The 23244-nt window shown below is 75.6% G+C and carries 8 protein-coding genes; 7 read left to right on the top strand and 1 reads right to left on the bottom strand.

Features of this window, described 5'->3' with window-relative positions:
• The first annotated feature begins 372 nt into the window (after positions 1-372).
• From ACGF5C_RS32795 to ACGF5C_RS32770, 6 genes are read left to right on the top strand one after another with little or no spacing between them, the layout of a single operon-like run.
• Positions 373-3600, top strand: a complete 3228-nt coding sequence (locus tag ACGF5C_RS32795; protein ID WP_393307970.1) for an amino acid adenylation domain-containing protein — start codon at positions 373-375, stop codon at positions 3598-3600.
• Positions 3593-5863 carry a beta-ketoacyl synthase N-terminal-like domain-containing protein gene (locus tag ACGF5C_RS32790; RefSeq protein WP_393307968.1) on the top strand — a complete coding sequence of 757 codons (2271 nt, stop codon included), beginning with the start codon at positions 3593-3595 and terminating at the stop codon, positions 5861-5863. Before ACGF5C_RS32795 ends, ACGF5C_RS32790 begins: the two co-directional genes overlap by 8 nt.
• On the top strand, positions 5863-6129 hold the full coding sequence (locus ACGF5C_RS32785) for a phosphopantetheine-binding protein (RefSeq protein ID WP_393307966.1): 267 nt from the start codon (positions 5863-5865) through the stop codon (positions 6127-6129). Before ACGF5C_RS32790 ends, ACGF5C_RS32785 begins: the two co-directional genes overlap by 1 nt.
• Positions 6129-9686 (top strand): amino acid adenylation domain-containing protein, encoded by a 3558-nt coding sequence (locus ACGF5C_RS32780; RefSeq protein ID WP_393307964.1) that lies wholly within the window; start codon positions 6129-6131, stop codon positions 9684-9686. Before ACGF5C_RS32785 ends, ACGF5C_RS32780 begins: the two co-directional genes overlap by 1 nt.
• Positions 9686-12610, top strand: coding sequence for a type I polyketide synthase (locus ACGF5C_RS32775; protein ID WP_393307962.1), 2925 nt, complete (start codon positions 9686-9688; stop codon positions 12608-12610). Before ACGF5C_RS32780 ends, ACGF5C_RS32775 begins: the two co-directional genes overlap by 1 nt.
• Positions 12607-14622, top strand: a complete 2016-nt coding sequence (locus tag ACGF5C_RS32770; protein ID WP_393307960.1) for an amino acid adenylation domain-containing protein — start codon at positions 12607-12609, stop codon at positions 14620-14622. Before ACGF5C_RS32775 ends, ACGF5C_RS32770 begins: the two co-directional genes overlap by 4 nt.
• Before the next feature lie 84 nt (positions 14623-14706).
• On the opposite strand, the gene ACGF5C_RS32765 is transcribed toward ACGF5C_RS32770, so the two are convergent.
• Positions 14707-17526 carry a condensation domain-containing protein gene (locus ACGF5C_RS32765; RefSeq protein WP_393307958.1) on the bottom strand — a complete coding sequence of 940 codons (2820 nt, stop codon included), beginning with the start codon at positions 17524-17526 and terminating at the stop codon, positions 14707-14709.
• A gap of 140 nt (positions 17527-17666) precedes the next feature.
• Here ACGF5C_RS32765 and ACGF5C_RS32760 point away from each other — a divergent pair, with 140 nt between their 5' ends.
• On the top strand, positions 17667-23225 hold the full coding sequence (locus ACGF5C_RS32760; protein ID WP_393307956.1) for an amino acid adenylation domain-containing protein: 5559 nt from the start codon (positions 17667-17669) through the stop codon (positions 23223-23225).
• Positions 23226-23244 lie beyond the last annotated feature (19 nt).

Here is a 23244-nt window from a genome sequence, read left to right as displayed (position 1 = left end):
GGGGTTTGTTCGGGGGCTCGGGGGGGTTTCCCCCAACGGGGTTTTTTTACCGGGGGGGCTTTTCCCGTACTTTTTTGGGGGGGGGGGGGGGGGCCCCGGGGGGCCCACCCCACGCGCCGCTCCAGGCCGGGCCGCACCTCCCGAGCAGCCGAACCGTATCCAACCGCCATCCGCCGGCTGGTCCCTGTCGGGACCTGCCGGGCGTACCCAGCCTGACCGGCCCCCGGTCCGACGGTTGACCCGCCGGACCGGGGGCCGAGTCGTGCCCGGCGAAGACGTGTGGGTGTCCGGCACCCGACCGGGAGGTTTTCCCTGGTGGGGCGGGGAAGGTCGCTCTGCCGGGCGGGACGTCCGGCAGACCACGATCGACGCATGGTTCGTACCGGTCGTGCTTCCTTCGCTCAGGAACGACTCTATTTCCTCAACCAGCTCCAGCCCGGCAATCCGGCGTACGTGGTGGCCTTCGCGGTCCACCTGCGAGGCGCCCTGCAGCCCGAGGCGCTGCGCGGGGCGCTGATCCGCGTCGTCGCCCGGCACGACGCGCTGCGCACCACGTTCGCCCTGGTCGACGGTGTGCTCACCCAGCGGGTGTCGGCCACCCCGCACGCGGACATCGACGTCCAGGCGGGTGGGCGGGCCGACCGGGACACCCAGGAGACCTTCCTGCACGCCCTCGTGGCCGAGCAGGCCCGGCGCCCGTTCCGGCTCGGCGACGGGCCGGTGCTGCGCGCCTTCCTGCGCTCCTGGGGCCCCGACGAGCACACCCTCGCCGTGCTGGTGCACCACATCGCCTGCGACGGCTGGTCGGTGGGCCTGCTGCTGCGCGACCTCGCCGCCGAGTACAACGCCGCGGTGTCCGGCCCGGATGCCGCCGCGTACGCCGAACCGGCGGAGTCCTACCTGGCGTACGCGCAGCGGCAACGCGAGTCCTGGGAGCGCGACAGCTCCGGGCTGGACTTCTGGCGCGCCGAGCTGCGGGACGTCCCGCAGCTCGCGCTGCCCACCGACTTCCCCCGGCCGAGCGTGCTCAGCGCCCGTGGCGCGGTGCTGCGCCGCCCCGTCGAGCCCGAGCTGGTCGAGCGGCTCACCGCGTGGGCCAGGTCGCGGGGCGCGACGCTGTTCGCGGTGACGCTGGCCGCGTACGCCTCGGTGCTGTCGCGGTACGCGCGCCAGGACGAGGTGGTGGTCGGGGTGCCGGTGGCCAACCGGATGGACGAGGCCGAGGAGCGGATCGTCGGCTGCCTCGTCAACACGCTGCCGATCCGGCTCGACGTGTCCGGCCGGCCGGGCTTCGCCGAGCTGGTCGAGCGGGCCCGCCGGGCCAGCATGGCCGCGTTCGCCAACCAGGACGTGCCGTTCGAGCAGATCGTGCGGGCCACGGTGGGGGAGCGGCAGCTCAGCCACGCGCCGCTGTTCCAGACCTCGCTGACGCTGCAGAACTTCCCGTTCGCGTTCCCCGAGTTCGACGGGGTGAAGCTGACCGAGGTCGACGTCGAGGTCGACGTCACCAAGTTCGACCTGGGGCTGACCCTCGACGTGTCCACCGCCGCGCCGTTCCTGCGCGCCGAGTACAGCACCGAGCTGTTCACCCCGGAAACCGTCGCGGCGCTGCTCACGCACTACCTGGCCTTCCTCCGGTCGGTCGTCGACGAGCCGGGCGCCGCGCCGTCCATGGTGGACGAGGCGGAACGGCTGCTGCTGACCGAGGGGCTCAACCCGCCGATCCCGGAGCAGCCCGTCGACCACCCGTCGGTGCTGCGCCGGTTCGCCGGGCACGTGGCGAACTCCCCGGACGCCGTGGCGGTGCGCCACCGGGACGTGGAGGTCACCTACGCCGAACTGGACCGCTGGGCCGGGCGGATCGCGGCGGGCCTGGCCGACCGGGGCGTGCGGCGCGGCGACCGGGTCGGACTGCTGCTGCGCCGCTCGCCCGCGGTCATCGCGGCGATCCTCGGCGTCTGGAAGCTCGGCGGCGTCTACGTGCCGCTGGACCCGGAGTATCCGCAGCAGCGCCTCGAACTGATCACGGCCAGCGCCGCCATGCCGATCATGCTGGTGGAGGCCGGCACCGCGGACGCGGCCGCCGCGTTGGCGCGGGGCCGCGACATCCGGATGGCCGACGCGCACACCCTCGACGGGGCGTCCGTGGTCGCCGAGACGTTCCCCGGGCCGGGCGACCAGGCGTACATCATCTACACCTCGGGCTCCACCGGCGTGCCCAAGGGCGTCATCGTCGGGCACGGCGGCCTGGACGCGCTGAACAGCCCCACCCCCGCCGGCCTCGACATCACCGCCGACGACGTGTGGCTGGCCGCCAGCTCGTTCTCGTTCGACGCCTCGGTGTGGGAGATGTGGGGGGCGCTGAGCACCGGCGGCCGGCTGGTCGTCGCCGACCAGGCCGACCTGGTGGACCGGGAGCGGCTCGCCGCGCTGGTGCGCCGCGAGGCCGTCACGGTGGTGTTCCAGACCCCGGGGGCGCTCTACCGGCTGCTGCCCCCGTACCTGCGGATGCTGGGCGCGGACGAGGTCTCCAGCATCCGCTACGTCGTCCTCGGCGGCGAGGCGCTGAGCTGGTCGCGGGTCACGTCGCTGGTCGCCGGCGCGCCGGGCATGCGCGCGGTGTTCGTCAACATGTACGGCATCACCGAGGGCACCATCCACGTCACGATCGTCGAGGTGCCCACCGGCGAGCTGGCCCGGGTCACGGAGGGCACCATCGGTGTGCCGCTGCCGTCGGGGCGCTGCTACGTCCTGGACGAGGACCTGCGGCCGACCGGTCTCAACGTGCCCGGCGAGCTGTACTGCGGCGGTGTGCTCGTCGCGCACGGCTACGTGGACAACCCGGAGCTGACCCAGACGCGCTTCCTGCCCGACCCGTACGGCGGGGGCGTCATGTACAAGACCGGCGACGTGGTCAAGTGGGGCGTCGACGGAAACATGGTGTACCTCGGCCGCAACGACACCCAGGTGCAGCTGCGCGGCTACCGCGTCGAGCTGGCCGAGGTCGAGGGCGCCTTCCTGACCCACCCGGCGGTACGCTCGTGCGCCGTCGCGGCCGAGAACGACCAACTGGTCGCCTTCGTCGTCGGCGAGGTCGGCCCGGACGCCGAACGCGAGCTGCGCGCCCACGTGCGGGCGATCCTGCCGGCGTACATGGTGCCGTCGCGGATCCTGGCCGTCGCGGCGATCCCGCTCACCGCGCACGGCAAGGTGGACAGCGCCCGCCTGCTGGCCGACAGCCGCGCCGCGCGCACGGCCGCCGCACCCGCGACGCGACGCGAGCACACCGCCGGCACCGGGTTGGAGGAGCGGATCCGGGCCGCCTGGGGCGAGGTGCTCGGCCGGGGCGACATCGGGCTGCACGACAACTTCTTCGACCTGGGCGGGCACAGCTTCGCGCTGATCGCCCTCCAGCAGCGGCTGTCCGAGGTGGGCCTGGAGGTCTCCGTGACGGACCTGTTCCGCGCCGGCACGGTCGCCGGCTGCGCCGCGCACCTGCACCACGCGACCCCCGTGGTCGCCGACGCGCACGCCGCGCAGCGCCGCCAGGGCCGCGCCCTGCTCGCCGCCCGCCGGGCCGGGGGAGGCAGCCGTGGCTGAGTTCGACGACAGCGCGGCGGTGGCCGTGGTCGGCATGGCCGTCCGCGTCCCGGGCGCCGAACGCGACCTGGACCTGTTCTGGCACCACGTGGTCAACGGCATCGACGCGGTCACCTTCTTCACCCCCGAGCAGCTCGTCGGCTGGGGCGTGCCCAAGGACCTGGTGGAGCGGCCCGACTTCGTGCCCGCCCGGGCGGTGCTGCGCGACGCGGACTGCTTCGACCACCGGCTGTTCAGCTACTCGCCGTCGGACAGCGCGCTGATGGACCCGCAGCAGCGGATCCTGCTGGAGTGCGCCTGGGCCGCGCTGGAGCACGCCGGCCACCCGCCGGTCGCCGCCGACGGCAACCGCATCGGGGTGTACGTCGGCACCGGCCTGAACGTCTACCTGCTCGACAACGTGTGGCCCGACGAGCGCGCCGTCGAGGCGGCCGGCGGCCTGGGGCTGATCATCGGCAGCGACAAGGACTTCGCCGGCACCCGGATCGCGTACAAGCTGAACCTGCAGGGCCCGGCGCTGACGCTGCAGACCGCCTGCTCGACGTCGCTGTTCGCGGTGCACCAGGCGGCGCAGGCCCTGCTGACGTACGACGCCGACCTGGCGCTGGCCGGGGGCGCCACGGTGGCCCCACCGACGCGGCGCGGGCACCTGCACGAGCCCGGCGGGATCTTCTCCGCCGACGGCCGGTGCCGGGCCTTCGACGCCGCGGCCGACGGCACCGTGCCCGGCGACGGCGCGGGCGTCGTGGTGCTCAAGCGACTCACCGACGCCCTGCGCGACGGCGACACCGTGCACGCGGTGATCCGCGGCTGCGCGGTCAACAACGACGGCGCCCGCAAGGCGGGCTTCACCGCGCCCGGCCCCACCGGCCAGGCCGGCGTGATCTCGGCGGCGCTGAGCGTGGCCGGCGTCAACCCGGACACCATCGGCCTGGTCGAGACCCACGGCACCGGCACCGCGCTCGGCGACCCGATCGAGGTGGCGGCGCTGCGGCAGGTCTTCGACAGCGACCGGCCCGACCGGGCGCCCTGCGCGCTCGGCGCGGCCAAGTCGGTCGTCGGGCACCTGGACACCGCCGCCGGGGTGATCGGCCTGATCAAGACGGTGCTGGCGCTGAAGCACCGCGTGATCCCGCCGATCGCCCACCTCGCCACGCCCAACCCGGCGGTCCGGCTGGACGGTTCGGTGTTCGAGCTGCCGGCGGCGGCCCGGCCGTGGGCGCCGATCGACGGCGTACGCCGGGCCGGGGTCAGCGCCTTCGGCATCGGCGGCACCAACGCCCACGTCGTGCTGGAGGAGGCCCCGGCCGCCCGGCCCCGGCCGCGCCGCCACGTCACCGAGCTGGTCCTGGTCTCCGCCAAGACCGCCGCCGCGGCGCAGGACAGCCTGGACCGCGCCGTCGCGGGTGTGGCCGGGACCGCGCCCGGGGAGCTGGCCGACCTCGCGTACACGCTGCGGACCGGCCGGGCGGAGCTGCCGTGGCGGGCCGCGTTCCTGACCGGACCGCACGGCTCGCCGCCGACGGTCCGGCAGGTCGTGGCCAAGGCGCGGGCACGTGGTGTGGCGCTGCACCTCACCGGGGCCGGCGAGCTGACCGGCAACCGGCCCAACTACGACGCCGACCCGGTGTACCGCCAGATCGTCGACGAGGGCGTGGCGCTGCTGCGCGGGCGCGACCTCGACGAGTCCGTCCGGGAGCGCTGCACCCGGCTGCTGGCCTGCGTCGGCCTGGCGCGTTCGCTGCGCAGCCGGGGCGTGGCACCGCGGGCCCTGGCCGGCGTCGGCCTCGGCGCGGTGGCCTGCGCGGTCGTGGCCGGGATCATGTCCGTCGCGGACGCGCTGGCGCTGATCCGCGGCGCCGACGTCGACGGCAGCCGGTTCGGCCCGCCCGACCTGCCCGTCCACACGTCCGGCGGAGCGCCGCTGACCGAGTACGACGACCTCGCGTACTGGCGGGCGCAGGCGGCCGAACCGCCCGCGCCGGCGACGCCGCCCGTCGACCTCGACCAGGTGCTCTGGATCGAGGTCGGCACGAGCGTCACCCCGCACCTGGGCCCGGACCAGCCCGCACTGCCCGCCGACCGGCACGCCCGGCTGCTGGCGACCGTCGGCGCGCTGTGGCAACTCGGCGTCGTCGACGCCTGGGACCCCGCGCACGACACCGGCCGGCGCCGCGTGCCCGCCCCCACCTACCCCTTCGCGGCCACCCGGCACTACCTGGACGCCCCCGCGACCCGACTGGACACAGAGAGGCACCACTGATGCGCGACGTACCCGACCGAACCTGGGTGGCCGAGCTCGAACAGCTGTGGATGGAGGTGCTCGGCGTCGACACCGTCGACGACGAGGACGACTTCTTCGACCTCGGCGGCCACTCGCTCAGCGCGCTGCGGCTGAGCACCCTGATCCGCCAGGAACTCAACCTCGCGGTGATGTTCGGCCACGTGCTGGAGAACCCCCGCTTCGCCGACCTGCGCGACATCGCCGGCCAGGTGCCGCTGGACAGGCCCGTGGCGGAGAGCGTCTGATGGCCGCCCCCGACCTCACCGCCTGGGCGCCGCTCGCCGCGCAGGTGCTCGGCCTCGCCCCCGAGCAACTCCGGGACGCGGCGGCCACCGAGTCGTTCGTCGGCCTGGGCGGCACCTCGCTGCAGGCCATCGCGCTGGTGTCGCTCGGCCAGCGGGAGCTGCGCGCGCACGTGGAGAGCGCCCGGCTGCTGTCGGCGCTGCCGCTGGCGCAGGCACTGGCCGGCGCGGTGGACCACGTGGACACCGCGCCGCCGCTGGCCGCCCAGCGGCCCGCCGAGCTGGAGCTGCTGCCCGGCCAGCGGTCCATGCTGGCCGCGCACCTGCTCGACCAGGACGCGCCGTACCACCTGATGTTCACCCTCGAGGCGGACGGGCCGCTCGACGCGGCCCGGACCCGCTCGGCGCTGCGCGAGCTGACGACCCGCCACGAGGCGCTGCGCACCCGGTTCGTCCGCGACCCACGCCAGGCCCGGATCGTGCTGCCCGCGCCGTACGAGCCCCGGCTGCTGCACCAGACGCTGCCCGGCGACGACCCGGTACGCGCCGTGCACGACCTCTACGGCCGGTCGGCCGCGCGGTTGCTGCGCCCCTTCGAGCAGCCGCCGGTCGTCTTCGTGCTGACCCGTGCCGGGCAGCGGGACCTGCTCACCATGCTGGTGCACCACACGATCAGCGACGGCTGGAGCATCGGGGTGCTCTGGCGCGAGTTCGCCGAGCTCTACGCCGGCGCCGGTCCGGCGGGCCCCGCGCCGTCGCCCGACTGGATCGGCTCGCGGCTCGCCGCGCGGGAGAAGGCCGGGGCGGTGGACGAGGCGCTGGCCCGGATCGCGGCCCGGCTGGACGGCGCGCCGTGGACGGTGGCGCTGCCCACCGACCTGCCGCCGGTCGTCGAGGCCGACGGGCGCGGCGCGCGCCTGCACTTCCACCTCGACGCCGGGGCGGCGCAGGCCGCGACCGAACTGGCCCGGCACTGCCGGGTGACGGTGACGTCGGTGGCCATGGCGGCGTGGGCGCTGGCCGCGTCCCGCCGCGCCGGCCTGACCGACCTGGTGCTCGGGGTGCCGGCGGCGGGCCGCTTCGAGGCGGGCATGGACGCCATCGTGGGCCTGTGCACCCGGGCCGTCCCCGTGCGCTGCGCCGCGCCCGACGACGTCAGCGTGCGCGACCACGTACGCGGCGTCGCCGACGCGATGGCCGAGGCGGCCGCCGACGCCGACGTGCCGTTCGAGCGGGTCGTCTCCGGGCTCGGCGTCACCACCGACCCGGGCCGCAACCCGCTCGCGCAGCTCGGCTTCGCCGCCCACCACGAGCTGGTGCCCGACGAGCTGGTCGCGGGCGGGCGCACCTGGCGGGTGCACGAGGGCCACTGCCACGGTGCCGTGTTCGACGCGCTGCTCTACCTCCAGTCGTGGACCGAACGCCCCCGCTTCGCCCTGGAGTACGCCACGTCGGCGCTCACCGCCGCCGACGCCGGGGAGCTGGCCGAGTCGTTCCAGGCGGCGCTGCGGGAGATGGCCGCCGACCCGGACGCGACCCTGCGCGACGTCACGACCCTGTCGGCGGGGCAGCACGCCCGGCTGCGGTCGCTGGGCGCGGGCGGGCCGCACGACACCGCCGACGACGTGTGGAGCCGGTTCGCGGCGCACGCGGAGGCCGCGGGCGAACGCATCGCGCTGGTCGACCCGCACGCCGGGCTCACGCTGACCTACCGCGAGCTGCACGACCACGCGGTCGAGCAGGCGCGGCTGCTGCACGCGCACGGCGTGCGCGCCGGCGACGCGGTGATCCTGGAGGTGCCGCGCTCGGCGGCCGAGGCGGTCGCGGTGCTGGGTGTGTTACGGCTGGGCGCGCACTACGTCGCGGTCGACCAGCACGCCACCGGCGAGTGGCGGGCGCACCTGGCCGCCGCCGTCGGGCCGCGGGCCCGCCTCGGCGTGGACGCGCCCGGCCCCGAGTGGTCGGGCGCCGCCGACTGCCCACTTGCCCACCTGGGCAGGTCGGCGCAGCCGGGAGACGGCCCGGTCGAGGCGCTCGGGGGCGCGCCGGGCTGGGCCAGCTCGGCGGCGGCCGACCACGCGCCGTCCGACAACGGCCCGGTCGAGGCGGCGCCGGCCGACCCGGCGCGGGCCGCGTACGTCTCCTTCACCTCGGGCTCCACGGGCGTGCCCAAGGGAGTGGTCGTGCCGCACCGGGCCGTGCTGCGGCTGGCCGACGACCCGCGGTTGTTCGCCGACCGGGCGGGCCTGCGGATGATGCGGCTGTCCCCACTGGCGTTCGACGCGTCCACGCTGGAGCTGCTGGTGCCGCTCGCCAACGGCGACACCGTCATCGTGTTCCCGCCCGGCGAACCGACGCCGAGCGGCCTGGCCGGGTTCCTGCACACCGCCGGGATCACCCACGCCTGGCTCACCTCGGGCGTGTTCCACCTGGTCGCCGACCACCGCCCGGACGCGTTCGCCGGGCTGCGGCAGCTGTTCACCGGCGGCGGCGTGGTCTCCCCGGCGCACGTGCGCCGGGCGCTGCGGGCCTGCCCGGGGCTGCGGCTCACCAACGGCTACGGCCCCACCGAGAACACCACGTTCACCACGACGTACTCGGTCGAGCACGCCGACGCGACGCCCGACCCGCTGCCGATCGGCGCGGCGGTGCACGGCACCGACCTGCATGTCGTCGACCCGTCGGGGCGCCTCGTCCCGCCGGGCGCGATCGGCGAACTGTGGGCGGCGGGCGGCGGGCTCGCCGACGGCTACCTCAACGACCCCGTGCGCACCGACGCGTCGTTCGTGCGGCACGCGGGCCTGGGGGTGCGCCTGTACCGCACCGGGGACCTGGTGCGCTGGGGCGCGGACGGGCAGCTGCGCTTCCTGGGCCGCAACGACCGCCAGGTGAAGATCGCCGGGCACCGGGTGGAGCTGGTCGATGTCGAGCGCCGGCTGCGCGCGCGGCCCGGGGTGCAGGACGCGGTGGTGTTCACCACCGGCGACCCGGTGTCGGGGTCGGGCGTACGCCTGTGCGCCGCGCTGAAGCCCGCGCCCGAGGGCCTTGTCGTGGCCGACGTGCGCCGCGCGGTGGATGCCGAGCTGGCCCCCTACGCCCGGCCGCAGCAGTGGGTGACCGTGGCCGAGTTCCCGCTCGACCGCAACGGCAAGGTCGACCTCCGTGCCCTGGGCGCACTGGTCGCGGTGCCGCAGCCCGCCGCCGCGACGCCCGCCGTTGCCGCGTTGTCCGCCGCTGCGACGGCGAGCGACGAGGCGACCGCCGACGCGACGGCCGGGCAGCCGGCGCGGGTGCCGGCCCAGCGCTCCGCGTCGCTCGCCGAGTTCGAGGAGCTGGTGACGGGGGCCTGGGTGGAGGCGCTGGGCACCGACGACTTCGACGTCGACGAGGCGTTCTTCGACGTCGGCGGGGAGTCGCTGCGGCTCGCCATCGTGCGCCGGCTGCTCCAGGAGCGGCTGGCCGGCCGGGCCGTCGCGCTGACCGACCTCTACCGCTTCCCGACCGTCCAGACGCTGGCCCGGCATCTGCACGCACAGACCGAAGGAGCAGGCGCATCCTGATGAACGGCGACATTGCGATCGTAGGCATGGCGGGCCGGTTCCCCGGCGCCGCCGACGTCTGGGAGTACTGGTCCAACGTGGCCGCCGGGAAGATCACGATCAGCGAGCTGACCCGCGGCGAGCTGCTGGCCGCGGGCGTGCCCGCCGACCGCCTCGACGACCCGGCGTACGTGCCGGCGCGCGGCGTGCTGGCCGACCCGGACCTGTTCGACGCCGCCTTCTTCGGCATCACGCCGCGGGAGGCCGAGACCATGGATCCGCAGCACCGGCTGCTGATGCAGACGGCGTGGGCCACGCTGGAGTCCGCCGGCCTGGCCACCCGCGAGCCCTTCGGCCGGGTCGGCGTGTTCGCCGGGGCCGGGTTCAACTACTACGCGCTGCACCACGTGTTCGCGCAGCCCGGCCTGGTCGAGACCCAGGGGCTGCTGTCGGTGGTGCTGGGCAACGAGAAGGACCACCTGGCCGCGAAGATCGCGTACCGGCTGGACCTGGGCGGCCCCGCCGTCACCGTGCAGACCGCCTGCTCGACGTCGCTGGTGGCGGTGCACCTGGCGTGCCAGAGCCTGCGCACCGGCGACTCGGACGTCGCGCTCGCCGGCGGCGCCTGCGTGGCCGTGCCGCAGCAGGCCGGCTACCTCTACGAGACGAAGGGCATCATGTCGCCCGACGGCACGTGCCGGCCCTTCGACGCCACGGCCGACGGGACCGTCCCCGGCAACGGCGTCGCCATGGTGGCGCTCAAACGCGCCGAGGACGCCCGCCGCGACGGGGACACCGTGTACGCCCTGATCAAGGGCTCGGCGGTGAACAACGACGGCGGCATGAAGGTCGGCTACACCGCGCCCGGCATCGCCGGACAGGTCGACGTGCTGACGCGCGCGTACGCCGCCGCCGGCGTCGACCCCGCGACCGTCGGCTACCTCGAGGCGCACGGCACCGCCACCGAGGTCGGCGACGCGATCGAGCTGGCGGCGCTGACCGAGGTGTTCCGGCGCGGCGAGCAGCCGTGCTCGATCGGCTCGGTCAAGGCCAACGTCGGCCACCTCGACGCGGCCGCCGGCGTCACCGGGCTCATCAAGGCCGCGCTGGCGCTGCACTTCCGGCAGATCCCGCCGCTGGCCGGCCTCAAGCAGGCCCGCCCCGAGCTGCTCGACGGGTCGACCCCGTTCACCGTGGACAGCGTGGCCCGGCAGTGGGACTCCGCCGGCGGCCCACGCCGGGCGGCGGTCAGCTCCTTCGGCCTCGGCGGCACCAACGCCCACGTGGTGCTGGAGGAGGCCGACGGGCCGGTCGCGCCCGGTCCCGCCGTGGTCGACGGTCGCACCGAGCTGATCGTGCTGTCCGGGCGCAGCCCGGAGGCGGTCCGCGAGGCCGCCGAGCAGCTCGGCGAGCACCTGCGGCAACGCCCCGACCTGGCCGCCGGCGATGTCGCGCTGACGTCGCAGACGTACCGCAGGCACTTCCCGCACCGGCTCGCGGTCGCCGCGCGGGACGTCCCCACGGCGCTGACCCGGCTGCCCAAGGCGCCGGTCCGCGAGGCGGCGCGCCGGCCCAGCGTGGTGTTCCTGTTCCCCGGCCAGGGCGCGGAGTTCCCCGCCATGTCGCGGGGCCTCTACGACCGCTGCCCGTCCTTCCGCGCCGACCTCGACCACGGGGCGGCGCTGCTGGCCCCGGTCCTGGGGCTGGACCTGCGCGACGTGCTGGTCGACGACGACCCGCACGGGATCGTGCACCGCACCGACGTCACCCAGCCCGCGCTGGCGCTGCACGAACTCGCCCTCGGCAAACTGCTGGTGTCGTGGGGCGTCCGCCCGGCGGCGTTGATCGGCCACTCGATCGGCGAGTTCGCCGCCGCGGCGCTGGCCGGCGAGATGTCCGCCGACGACATGCTGCGCCTGGTCGCGACCCGCGGCAGGCTGATGCAGGACGCGCCCGAGGGCGGCATGCTGGCCGTGCTCGCGCCGCCGTCCACCGTCGAGGAGCACCTGGCGGGCCTGGACGGCGTCGACGTGGCCGCGTACAACGCCCCCGAGTTCACCGTGCTGGCCGGGCCGGTGGCGCAGCTCGCCGAGCTGCGGGAGCGCCTGGCCCTGGCCGAGGTGCACTGCCGGGCGATGCCCGCGCAGCGCGCCTTCCACTCGCGGATGATGGCCGACGCGGCACGACTGCTCGGCGCCGAGGCGGACCGCATCGCCCAGCGACCCCGCACCGTCCCGGTCGTCAGCAGCATCGACGGCGTACTGCTCGGCAGGGGGCTGCCCCGTGCCGAGGGCTACTGGGCCGCGCAGCTGCGCAGCCCGGTGCGCTACCACGACGCGCTGCTGACCGCGCTGGACCTGCCCGACCCGGTCCTGGTCGAGGTCGGGCCGGGCACCGCCCTGACCGGCATGGCCCGGCAGACGACGGCGGGCTCGGGCTCTACGCGGCCGGGGCGGTGGGCGCAGGACCGGGGGCGGGTGCCCGCGTTCGCCCTGCAACCCCGGCCGAGGGCGCAGGTCGACGCTGGTGACGTGCTCGCCGGGCTCGGCGGGCTGTGGACCGCCGGGGCGGCCGTGGACTGGGCCGCGGTGCGCGGCGAGAGCGGCGCGCGGCGGGTCGCGCTGCCCACGTACCCGTTCGCCCGTACCCGGCACTGGCTCGACCCCGTACCGGCGGCACCGGCCGCCGACTTCGCGGAACCGGAGCAGGCCTCCGTCGGCGCCGGCGAGCCCGAGGTGGTGGACGAGATCATGGAGCTGTGGGGCAGGATGCTCGGCACTCCCGACATCGAGCCGGACGCGAACTTCTTCGTGCTGGGTGGTGAATCGCTGCTGTTCATCCGCATGATCACGCAGGTGCAGCGCAGGTTCGGGGTGCGTATCCCGGTCGAGGTGCTCTCCGCCGACCCCACGCCGCGCGCGCTGGCCGGGATGGTGGCGGCTTGAGCGGCCACGACGATCTGGACCTGGTCGCGGCGGTGGCGGCCGTGCTCTGCCACCGCCTCTCGGCCGCGACGTCGGTCGCCGTGCACGGCCCGCGGGGCGACGTTCTGGTGCGCGTCTCCCCGGACAGCACCCTCACCCAGGTACGCGCGCAGACGCGCCGCCGGCAGCAGGAGCCGGCGTCCGCGGACGTCGTGCTGGCAGAGACCACCACGGGTGGCCCCGGGGTGTCGGCGGTCCTGGCCGGGGTGCCGGTCCGGTTCGCCCGGCATCATGGCGATCCCGCGTACCTGCAGGAGCGCCTGGACACCCTGCACGCCTGGCTCGCCGCCCATCCGGATTTGCCGGTCCGGGAGGCCGCGCTGGTCGGCCCGGCGGAACGCGCGACGCTGCTCGGCTTCAACCCCGCCCCGACCCCCGCGCCACGCACGCCCGTGCACGAGACGATCTGCCGCCAGGCGGCGCTCACCCCGGACGCCGTCGCGCTGCGCGGCGGCGGACGGGACCGCACCTACCGCGAGTTCCTGGACGAGGCGGCGGCGCTGGCCGGGCGGCTGCGCGCCGAGGGCGTGGGGCCCGGGTCGGTCGTCGGGCTGTGCACCGAGCGGAGCCCCGAGATGGTGGTCGCGGTGCTCGGCGTCCTGCTGGCCGGCGGCGCGTACCTGCCGCTGGATCCGTCTCACCCGCGCCCCCGGCTGGACCTCATGCTCCGCGCGGCCGACGCCGCGCTGGTGCTGGCCGACGACGCGGGGCGGGCCGCGCTGGGCTCCGGCGGCGAGCCGTCCGTGCCCGTACGGCCGCTGACGGGCGGTGACCTGCCCGCCGCCCCGGTCGACTGGCGCGGCTACCGGGCCCCGGCGGAGGTGGTGCGGGGTCTGTCGTACGTCATCTTCACCTCCGGCTCGACCGGGGCGCCCATGGGCGTGCAGATGACGCACCTGTCGCTGGCCAACCGGCTGGTGTGGATGCAGGACGAGTACCGCATCGGCCCCGGCGACGTGGTGCTGCAGAAGACGCCGTACACCTTCGACGTGTCGGTGTGGGAACTGCTGTGGGCGTTCATGACCGGCGCGACCCTGGTCACGGCCGAGGCGCAGGCGCACCGCGACCCGCAGGAGATGGTCGACGTCATCGCCCGCGAGTCGGTGACCACGGTGCACTTCGTGCCCTCCATGCTCGCCCTCTTCGTCGAGGAGGCCGGCCTGGCCCGCTGCACCGGCCTGCGCCGGGTAATCTGCAGCGGGGAGGCGCTGCCGCCGAAGCTGGTCAACAAGCTCACCACCGTCCTGCCGCGGGTCGAGGTGCACAACCTGTACGGGCCCACCGAGGCCGCCATCGACGTCACCGCCTGGCCGTGCCGCCGGCCCGAACCGGACGACACCGTCCCCATCGGCCGGCCGATCACTAACGTCGCCGCGTACGTCCTCGACGAGCGCGGCGCGCTCGCCCCGCTGGGCCTGCCCGGGGAACTGGTCCTCGGCGGCGACTGCCTGGCCCGGGGGTACGCCGGGCGGCCCGACCTGACCGCGGAGCGGTTCGTCGAGACGGATGTCGCCGGCCGGCCGCAGCGGGTGTACCGCACCGGCGACCTGGCCTGGTGGTCGCCGGGCGGGCACCTCCACTACGGCGGGCGCATCGACACCCAGGTGAAGGTCCGCGGGCAGCGGGTGGAGCTCGGCGAGATCGAGTCGGTGCTCAACCGGCACCCGCTCGTCGCCAACAGCGTCGTGCTGCTGCGTGACGACCTGGGCGCCGCGGCGACCCTCGTGGCGTACGTGGTGACCGAACGCGACGCCGACCCGCAGCGGGTGGCCGAACGCGCGCTGCGCGCCTTCATGGCGCAGCAGTTGCCCGACTACATGGTGCCCCTGCGGTACGTGGTCCTGCCGGAGCTACCCGCGACCGCGAACGGCAAGGTCGACCGGCGTGCCCTGCCCGCCCCGCCGGCCCGGGTCCGCCGGCGCGTCGCGACCGCCGACGTCGCCGCCGAACTGTCGAACGTCGGGCGTCGGTGACCGAGACCGGGTGGCCTCGTCGGTGGCCGTCGGCGTTACCGGAGGGCTGAACGGCCTCAGCCGCGACGGTCGGGCTGCGGTCAGTCAACGAGTTGCCGCGATGCGCGCCGGGTCGCCGAAGGCCGCCTCGACCAGCAGCGCCTCGACGTCGCGCAGCAACCCCTCGGCCCGCCGGGGCGGGAGGTACCGGGTGTCGGCGGTGACGATCAGCTCGACCGCGTCGGGCGCGTCGCGCACCTGGAGGCGGCAGCGCCAGGGGAACTGCGCCAGGTCCGGCAGCCACCGGACGGTGCTTCGGGTCAGCATGGCCCGCACGTCGGTCTCGTCCGGGCCGGCCGTCGAGGGTCGGGCGGGGCGCGACAGGCGGGCGTCGTTGAGGTAGCAGAACGGGGCCAGGAAGGTCCGGTGGTCGTGGCCCAGCTCGGTGACCGCCTGCTCCCACGCGGCGGGGTCGTAGTAGGCGTGCCGGTAGGCGTCCAGGGCCGAGCGTCGCGTACGGGACAGCAGCTCGGCGAAGCCGGGCCGGTCGGCCAGGTCCACCCGGCAGAGCCCGATCTGGTTCAGGGTGCCGACGGCGCGGTCGTGGTCGGGTTGGAAACGGTTGTTGGCCATGACGACGATTCCGCAGGCGCCCCGCCCGCTGTCCGCGTCCAGCACGGCGGCGGTCGCCGCCAGCAGGGCGTCGGAGGTGCTGACCCCGTGGCGGGCCGCCACCAGCCCGGTCGCGTGGTGCAGTGTCGGGGACACCAGCGAACCGCGCAGGTGGCGGGCCGCCGCCGCGGTCCGGTCCGGGTCGGACAGGCTCCCGGTGAGGCCGTCCAACTGCCGGACCCAGTACGCCACGGCCCGTTGCGAGCGCCCTGTCCCGACGCGGCGTTCCCGCTCGGCGAGGTCCAGCGACTGAAGACCGGGCGGCGTGTCCAGCGCGCTGCGCAGCAGGAGCGCCCGCAGGTCACGCAGCACGGTGTCGGCGGCGTGCAGGTCCACGACGGAGTGGCTGAACACCGCGACGATCTGCCGTACCCGGTTGTCGACCGTGACCACCGCGACGCGCAGCGGCCACTCGCCGACGTGGTCGAAGCGCGGCTCGCGCAGCCGGGCGGTCAGGGCAGCCGCGGCACCCCGGCCGTGGGGGTCGTCGGCCGGTCGGGCCACGGCGTGGACGAGGACCGGCAGCCGGCCCGTCGCCGCCGCCTCCTGGTGCAGCTCGCGGTCCCGGAGGCGGAACCGGGTGCGCAGCGACTCGTGCCGGGCGACCAGCGCGCCGACGGCGTCCAGCGCCCGGGGCACGGTGAGATCGGCCCGTGCGGGGACCGTCAGGGTGCGGGGGAGAGCCAGCACCCGGTACGCGGCGGGGGAGTCGAACTCCTCGACGGTGCGCCACATCGCGCGTTGCCCCCAGGTCAGCGGCGCGCTCGCGGAGCGCCCGCCGTGGAACGACGCGTATGCCACCTGCTCGGTGCCCGTGACGTCGGGGGTGACCGGCCCGGCGGCGGCCGGGAGCCCGGCGCGGGCGGACGACCACGGCCACGGCACCGCCGCGAAGGCGGCCTCGACCAGCAGCTCCTCCAGCCCGCGCAGGAACGGCTCGACGGCGTCCATCGGAAGGTGGCGGGTGTCGGCGGTGAGCGTGACGCCGACCCCGGCCGGCTCGTCGACCACGTGGGCCAGCAGGTGCCAGGCCGCCTGCCGGAGGCCGGCGGTCCAGGAGAAGGTGCTGCGCTCCATGGCGGCCCGTAGCTCGCCGGGGGTCGCCCGGGGCGCCGGCTCGGCACCGCCGGTGGGCAGCCGGACGTCGTTGAAGTAGTGGTACGGCAGGAACGCCGAGTCGAGGTCGACGCCCTGGGCCTCGAAGGCGTGGCGCAGCGCGGGCGGTTCGTAGTAGGCATGCCGCAGGCCGTCCAGGGACGCGGCCCAGACCCGGGACACCAGCTCGCCGAAGTCGGGACGCCCGGTCAGGTCCACCACGCAGAAGCCGATCTGGCCGAGGTTGGCGACCGCGTCGGCGTACTCGATGCGGAACCGGTTGTGGGCCATCGGGAACAGGCCACACAGCTCGCGCCCCGAATCGCGGGCCGCCATCGCCGCGTACCCGGCCAGCAGCACCGCCGACACGCTGACCCGCTGCCGGGCGGCGATCAGCCAGGCGGCGGTGTCGATGGCGGAGGAGACCAGCACGCCCCGGCGCAGCGGAGGGTCGAGCCCCGGCCCGGTCGGGGTCAGCGGCTGGCGGGGCAGGCGCTGGAACTGCCGCAGCCAGTACGCCACGGCCCGCTCCGAGCGGCGCCGGTCGGCCCCGTGCTGGTGGCGGGCCACCTCCGCCGACTGCGGGCCGGGCGGCGTGGGCAGGGCGCCCCGGAGCAGGATCAGCCGCAGGTCGCGCAGCACCACCTCGGCGGCGTGGGCGTCCACGGTGGTGTGGCTGAACACCACCACGATCTGCCGTACCCGGTCGTCCACCGTGACCAGCGCGACCCGCAGCGGCCACTCCTCGGCGTGGTCGAACGCGACGTCGCCGAGGCGGCCGGCGGCCACCCCGGCGGCCGCGGATCCGTCGTCGGCGCCGGCGTACACCGGCAGCGGCAACACCCCGGCCGCCGCCGTTTCCTGGCGCGGCTCGCCGTCGCTCACCCGCAGCCGGGTGCGCAGCGCGGAGTGCCGGCCGACCAGCTCACCCACCGCGCGGGCCGCGGCGGCCACGTCCGCGCCGGCCCGCGCGGAGACCGCCACGGTGCGCCGCAGGTTGAGGAAGCGGTGGTTGGATCCGAACCGGGTGAGCGCCCGCCACAGCACCTGCTGGGCCCAGGTCAGCGGTGCCGTTCCGGCCCCGGCGCCGGTGAACTCGGCGTGCACGAGGGTCTCCGACGCCCACTCGGCGGGCACGACCATGTCGGTGAATCGCATTCCCGACGGTACGACGGTCCGCTCGGGCACCGGATCGCTCGATCATGTCCTCCACAGTGGACCGATCAGCCGATCCACCGGGTTGGTTGCGCCGTGCACACTACTGGCTCCCGTCCGTCACCGCACCCAGAAGGCCCCGTGTGACCAACGTTGACGTACCGTCGCGGAGCCCTGCCCTCGCGCCGACCGCCACCCGTTCCCCCGCCGACCCCCGCCTGTCGTTCGGGCAGGAACGGATCTGGTTCACCGAACAGCTCACCCCCGGCACCGCCGCGTACGTCGTCCACTCGACCACCCGGCTGCGCGGGCCGCTGGACGTCGACCTCCTGCGCGCCGCCCTCGACGCCACCGCCGGCCGGCATGACAGCCTGCGCATGCGGTTCGTCGAGAACGCCGACGGCGAACCCGTGGTGCACGTGCTCCCGCAGGTGCGGGTGCCGGTCAGCGTCACCGCTGCACCGTCGGAGGCCGCCGCCCGCGCGCTGGTGGCCGCCTCCGTCGCCACCCCCTTCGATCTCGGCCGCGCCCCGCTGCTGCGGGCCCTCGTCGTGCGGCTCGGCGACGACGAGCACCTCGTGCACCTCGCGATGCACCACATCGTCAGCGACGGCTGGTCGCTGGACCTGCTCCTCGGCGAGCTCGCCGCCACCTACGCCGCGCTGCGCGACGGTGGCACCGCGCCCCCGGCCCCGGCCGTCGACTACGTCGACTACGCCGCCTGGCAGCGGGACCGGCTCGACGGGCCGGCCACCGGTGACGGCTTCGCGTACTGGACCCGCGCGCTGGCCGGGGTGCCTGCGCTGGAGCTGCCCACCGACCGGCCCCGGCCGCCCGTGCAGTCGTACGCCGGCGCCACGTACCGCTTCGCCCTCGACGCCGACCTCACCGACGGCCTGCGCCGGCTCAGCCGCGCCCACCGGGCCACCCTCTACATGACCCTGCTCACCGGTCTGCAGGCCGTGCTGTTCCGGTACAGCGGGCAGCGGGACTTCGCCGTCGGATCCCCGGTCGCCGGCCGGGTGGTGCCGGAGCTGGAGAACCTCGTCGGTCTCTTCGTCAACACCCTCGCCCTGCGCGCCGACCTCTCCCCGGTCGCCGCGACCGCCGACGCCCCGGCCACCGAGCCCAGCTTCGCGGCCCTGCTGCGGCGCACCCGCACCACTGTGGTCCGGGCCCTGGCCCACCAGGAGATCCCGTTCGAACGGCTGGTCAAGGAGCTCAACGTCGCCCGCGACGTCAGCCGCTCCCCGGTGTTCCAGGTGCTGTTCACCCTCCAGAACTACGCCCGCGGCGGCGACCCCTGGCCTGCCGGCCTGCACGCCGAGGGCGTCGGCACCGACGCCGCCACCGCCCGCTTCGACCTGTCGCTCTACGTCGGCGAGACCGCCGGCGGCCTGCGCTGCATGGTCGTGCACAACACCGACCTGTTCGACACCGCCACCGTACGCCGGCTGGCCGGCAGTCTCGAAACCCTGTTGCGCGCCGCGGTCGCCCGGCCGGACCTGCCCGTCGTCGACCTGGACCTGATCGGTCCCGCCGAGGGGGACCGGGTGCTCGCCCTCGCCCGGCCCGGGCGTGGCGACGCCGGCGCAGACCAGGCACGCCATGACCACCGCGCCGACCAACCGGGTGCCGGCGCCGGCGTTACCGGCCCGGCGGACACCCTGGCCGACCTCGTCACCCCCTTCGTCGCCGCCACGCCCGACGCGCCGGCCGTGGTCTGCGGGCCGGACACGCTCACCTACCGGGAGCTGGACCGGCGGGCGAACCGGCTGGCCCACGTGCTGCGCGCCCGCGGCGTCGGCCCGGAGCGGCTGGTCGGGGTCCTGCTGGAGCAGTCCGTCGACCTGGCCGCGACGCTGCTCGGGGTGCTCCGCGCCGGCGGCGCGTACCTGCCGCTGGACCCGGAGCAGCCCGCCGCCCGGCTGGCCCTGATGCTCGCCGACGCCCGCCCGACGGTGGTGCTCACCAGCGCGGACCTGCGGGACCGACTGCCCGTCGACGCCCCGACCGCCTGCCTCGACGAGATCGCCGTCGAGGTCGCCGCGGCGCCCGGCACCGCACCGGAGACCGGGGCGACCGGCGGGAACCTCGCGTACGTCATCTACACCTCCGGCTCCACGGGCACGCCGAAGGGCGTCGCCGTGGCGCACCGGCAGGTGCTGCGCTACCTCGACGGGGTGGCCGACCGGTTCGCGGTCGTCCCGGCCGCCCGGTACGGGCTGCTGCAGTCGATGTCGTTCGACTTCAGCGTCACCCTCTTCTACCTGGCGCTGGCCACCGGCGGCGCGGTGCACCTGCTGCCCCGCCGCGGCACCGGCGCCGAACTGGCCGAGCGGCTGCGCGACGGACACATCGACTACCTCAAGATCACTCCGTCGCACCTGGCGGCGCTCACCGCCGACGCCGAGCCGGCCGAGCTGCTGCCCGCCCGCGCGCTGATCCTCGGCGGCGAGGCGTCCGACCTGGAGCGCGTCGGCCCGCTCGCCGACGCCGGTCCGGCCCGGGTCTTCAACCACTACGGACCCACCGAGGCCACCGTCGGCGTGGCCACCCACGAGGTGGTCGCCGACAGCCCGCGCACCGGCCCGGTGCCGATCGGCCGGCCCCTGCCGCACGCCCGCGTGTACGTGCTCGACGAGCGGATGCGCCCGGTGCCGGTCGGGGTGGCCGGCGAACTCTACCTCGGCGGCGACCGGCTCGCGCGCGGCTACCTGAACCGCCCCGGCCTCACCGCCGAGCGGTTCGTGCCCGACCCGTACGGACCCCCGGGCGCCCGCCTCTACCGCACCGGCGACCTCGGCCGCTGGAACGCCGACGGGCAGCTGGTCTTCCTCGGCCGCCGCGACCACCAGGTGAAGATCCGCGGCTACCGGGTCGAGCTGGGGGAGATCGAAGCCGCGCTGCGGGACTGCCCCGGCGTACGGCAGGCAGCGGTGCTGCTGCGCGACGACCGGCTCGTGGCCTACCTGGAGCCGACGCCCGGCGCGGACGGGCCGGACCCCGCGCGCCTGCGCCGCCGCCTCGCCGACCGGCTGCCCGAGCACATGGTGCCGACCCGCTGGATGGTCCTGGACCGGCTGCCGCTGCAGGAGCACGGCAAGATCGACCGGCGGGCCCTGCCCGAGCCGACCGACGCACCGCCGGGCGGCGAGCGGGTGGCGCCGGTCGGGCCGGTGGAAACGCTGGTGGCCGGCATCTGGCGGGCCGTGCTGGGGGTGGCCGAGGTCGGCGCCACCGACGACTTCTTCGACCTGGGCGGGCACTCGCTGCTGGCCACCCAGGTGGTGGCCCGGCTGCGCCGGGAGCTGCCCGTCGTCGTGGGCGCCGAAGCGCCGGCGGTCAGCGTGATGGACCTCTTCCGCCACCGCACCGTACGCGAGCTGGCCGCCCTCGTCGCCGGGGCCGGCGCCGGCCCCGCTGGGCTGCTGCACGAACTGACCCCGCCGGTGCCGTCCGCCGACCGGGTCGCCACCCTGGTCTGCGTCCCGTACGGCGGCGGCAGCGCCGTGGTGTACCAACCGCTGGCCGACGCGCTGCCGGCCGGGTACCGGCTGCTGTCGGTGGCCGTGCCCGGGCACGACATCGGCCTCGCCGACGAGCCCGCGCCCATCGCCGACGTCGCCGCCGACGTCGTCGCGGAGATCCTGGCCCGAGTGGAGGGCCCACTGATCCTCTACGGACACTGCGGCCCCGGCGGCGCGCTGGCCGTGGAGGTCGCCCGCCGGCTGGAGGCCGCCGGCAGGGACCTGCTGGCGGTGTACCTCGGCGCGGTCTTCCCGTTCGCCCGGCCGGCCGGCGGCCCGCTCGGTCCGCTGCTGCGGCTGCGGCTGGCCGAACGCCTGCGCAGCGACCGGATCTACCGCACCTGGCTGCAGGCGCAGGGCACCGCCGTCGGGTCGCTCGCGCCCGACGAGGTCCGGTTCCTGATCCGGGCGATGCGCCACGACGCCGAGGTCTCCGACGACTACTTCACCGACCTGATGCGCCAGCGGGTCACCTCGCTGCGCGCGCCCGTCATCTCGGTGGTCGGCGAACGCGACCGCAGCACCGACTACCACGAGGAGCGGTACCGGGAGTGGCACTTCCTCTCCGACCGCACCGCCCTGGCGGTGGTCGACGAGGGCGGGCACTACTTCCTCAAGTACCGGGCCGCCGAGCTGGCGGAGATCGTCACGGACGTGCACCGGCGCCTCGACGGGCCGCCACCCGCGCCGGCCGAACCGGACGCCGCTCGGCCCGCCTGGCAGCTCGCCGCCGTCTCCCACCGGCCCGCCGGCCCCCCACCACCGGGGGCCGACACCCCGGCGGACACCGCACCGCCGCCCAGCATGCGCCGCTTCGGCCTGGTCGCCACCGGCCAGATCGTCTCCGGCCTGGGCACCGCGCTGACCACCTTCGCGATCCCGCTGTGGATCTACACCGAGACCGGGTCGCTCGCCCGGTTCGCCCTCTTCGCCGTGCTGGGCCTGCTGCCCGGCCTGCTCGTCGCCCCGCTGGCCGGGGCGCTGGTCGACCGGACCAGCCGGCGGCGGGTCCTGCTGCTGGCCAACGCGGCCGCCGGCGGCGCCAACGCGGTGCTGGCCGGGCTCGTGCTCGTCGACCGGGCCGAGGTGTGGCACTTCTACCCGCTGACGGCGTGGCTGTCGGTGGCGCTGGCGTTCCAGCGCCTCGCATTCGTCTCGGCGCTGCCGCAGCTGGTGCCCAAGCGCTACCTCGGCCACGCCAACGGTCTGACCCAGACCGCCGTCGGCCTCACCCAGTTCACCGTGCCGCTGCTCGCCGTGGCCCTGCTGCAGGCCGTCGGGCTGCGGGGCATCCTGCTCATCGACGTGGCGTCGTACCTGTTCGCGATCGGTGTCCTGGCGGCCGTGCGGTTCCCGCGCACCCTGGCGCTGCAACGGCGCGAGGGCATCGGCGCCGAGATCGTCGCCGGCTTCCGGTACTCACTGCGCCGCCGGGAGTTCCGCGCCATGCTGGCGTTCTTCGCGGCGCTGAACTTCTTCCTGTTCCCGGTGCTGTTCCTGCTCTCCCCGCTCGTGCTCGGCTTCGCCGACCTGGACGAGGTGGCCCGGGTCGCGCTCGCCGGCGGGGTCGGCGCGGCCGTCGGCGGCCTGGTGATGCTGATCTGGGGCGGCCCCCGCCGACGCCGGATGCGGGCGGTGCTGCTGGGCACCTGCGGCATCGCGGTGGCCGCCGTACTGACCGGGCTGCGACCGAACCTGCTGCTCGTCGGCGCGGGCGCGTTCGGCATCTACCTGGCCCTCGGCATCGTCAACGGCGTCTACCACACGATCATCCAGACCAAGGTGCCGGCGCGCGTCCACGGCCGGGTCTTCGCGCTCAACCAGATGGTCGCGCAGTCCACCCTGCCGTTGGGCTGGGGCGTCGTCGCCCCGTTCGCCGCCCGGGTCGCCGAGCCGATGCTGCTGCCCGACGGCGCGCTCGCCGCCACGGTCGGCGCGGTGATCGGCGTCGGTCCGGGCCGCGGCCACGGCCTGCTGTACGTGCTGTTCGGGGTGTGCATCGCGCTGACGGCGCTGGTGTCGCTGCTCACGCCGACCCTCGCCCGGTTCGACGACGAGGTGCCCGACGCGCCGCCGGACGACCTGGTCGGCATCGAGGAGCGCCGCGCCCGGGTCGCCGGTGTCCAAGACCGCCGGAAACCCGCCACCAATACCGGACGGAAGGCCGCCTGAGTTGACCCCGACGACCACC

The organism is Micromonospora sp. NPDC047620 (assembly GCF_043205005.1).
Classification (GTDB): Bacteria; Actinomycetota; Actinomycetes; order Mycobacteriales; family Micromonosporaceae; genus Micromonospora.
Note: the sequence above shows the minus strand (reverse complement) of the source record. Positions and strands in the feature narration are given on the sequence as shown.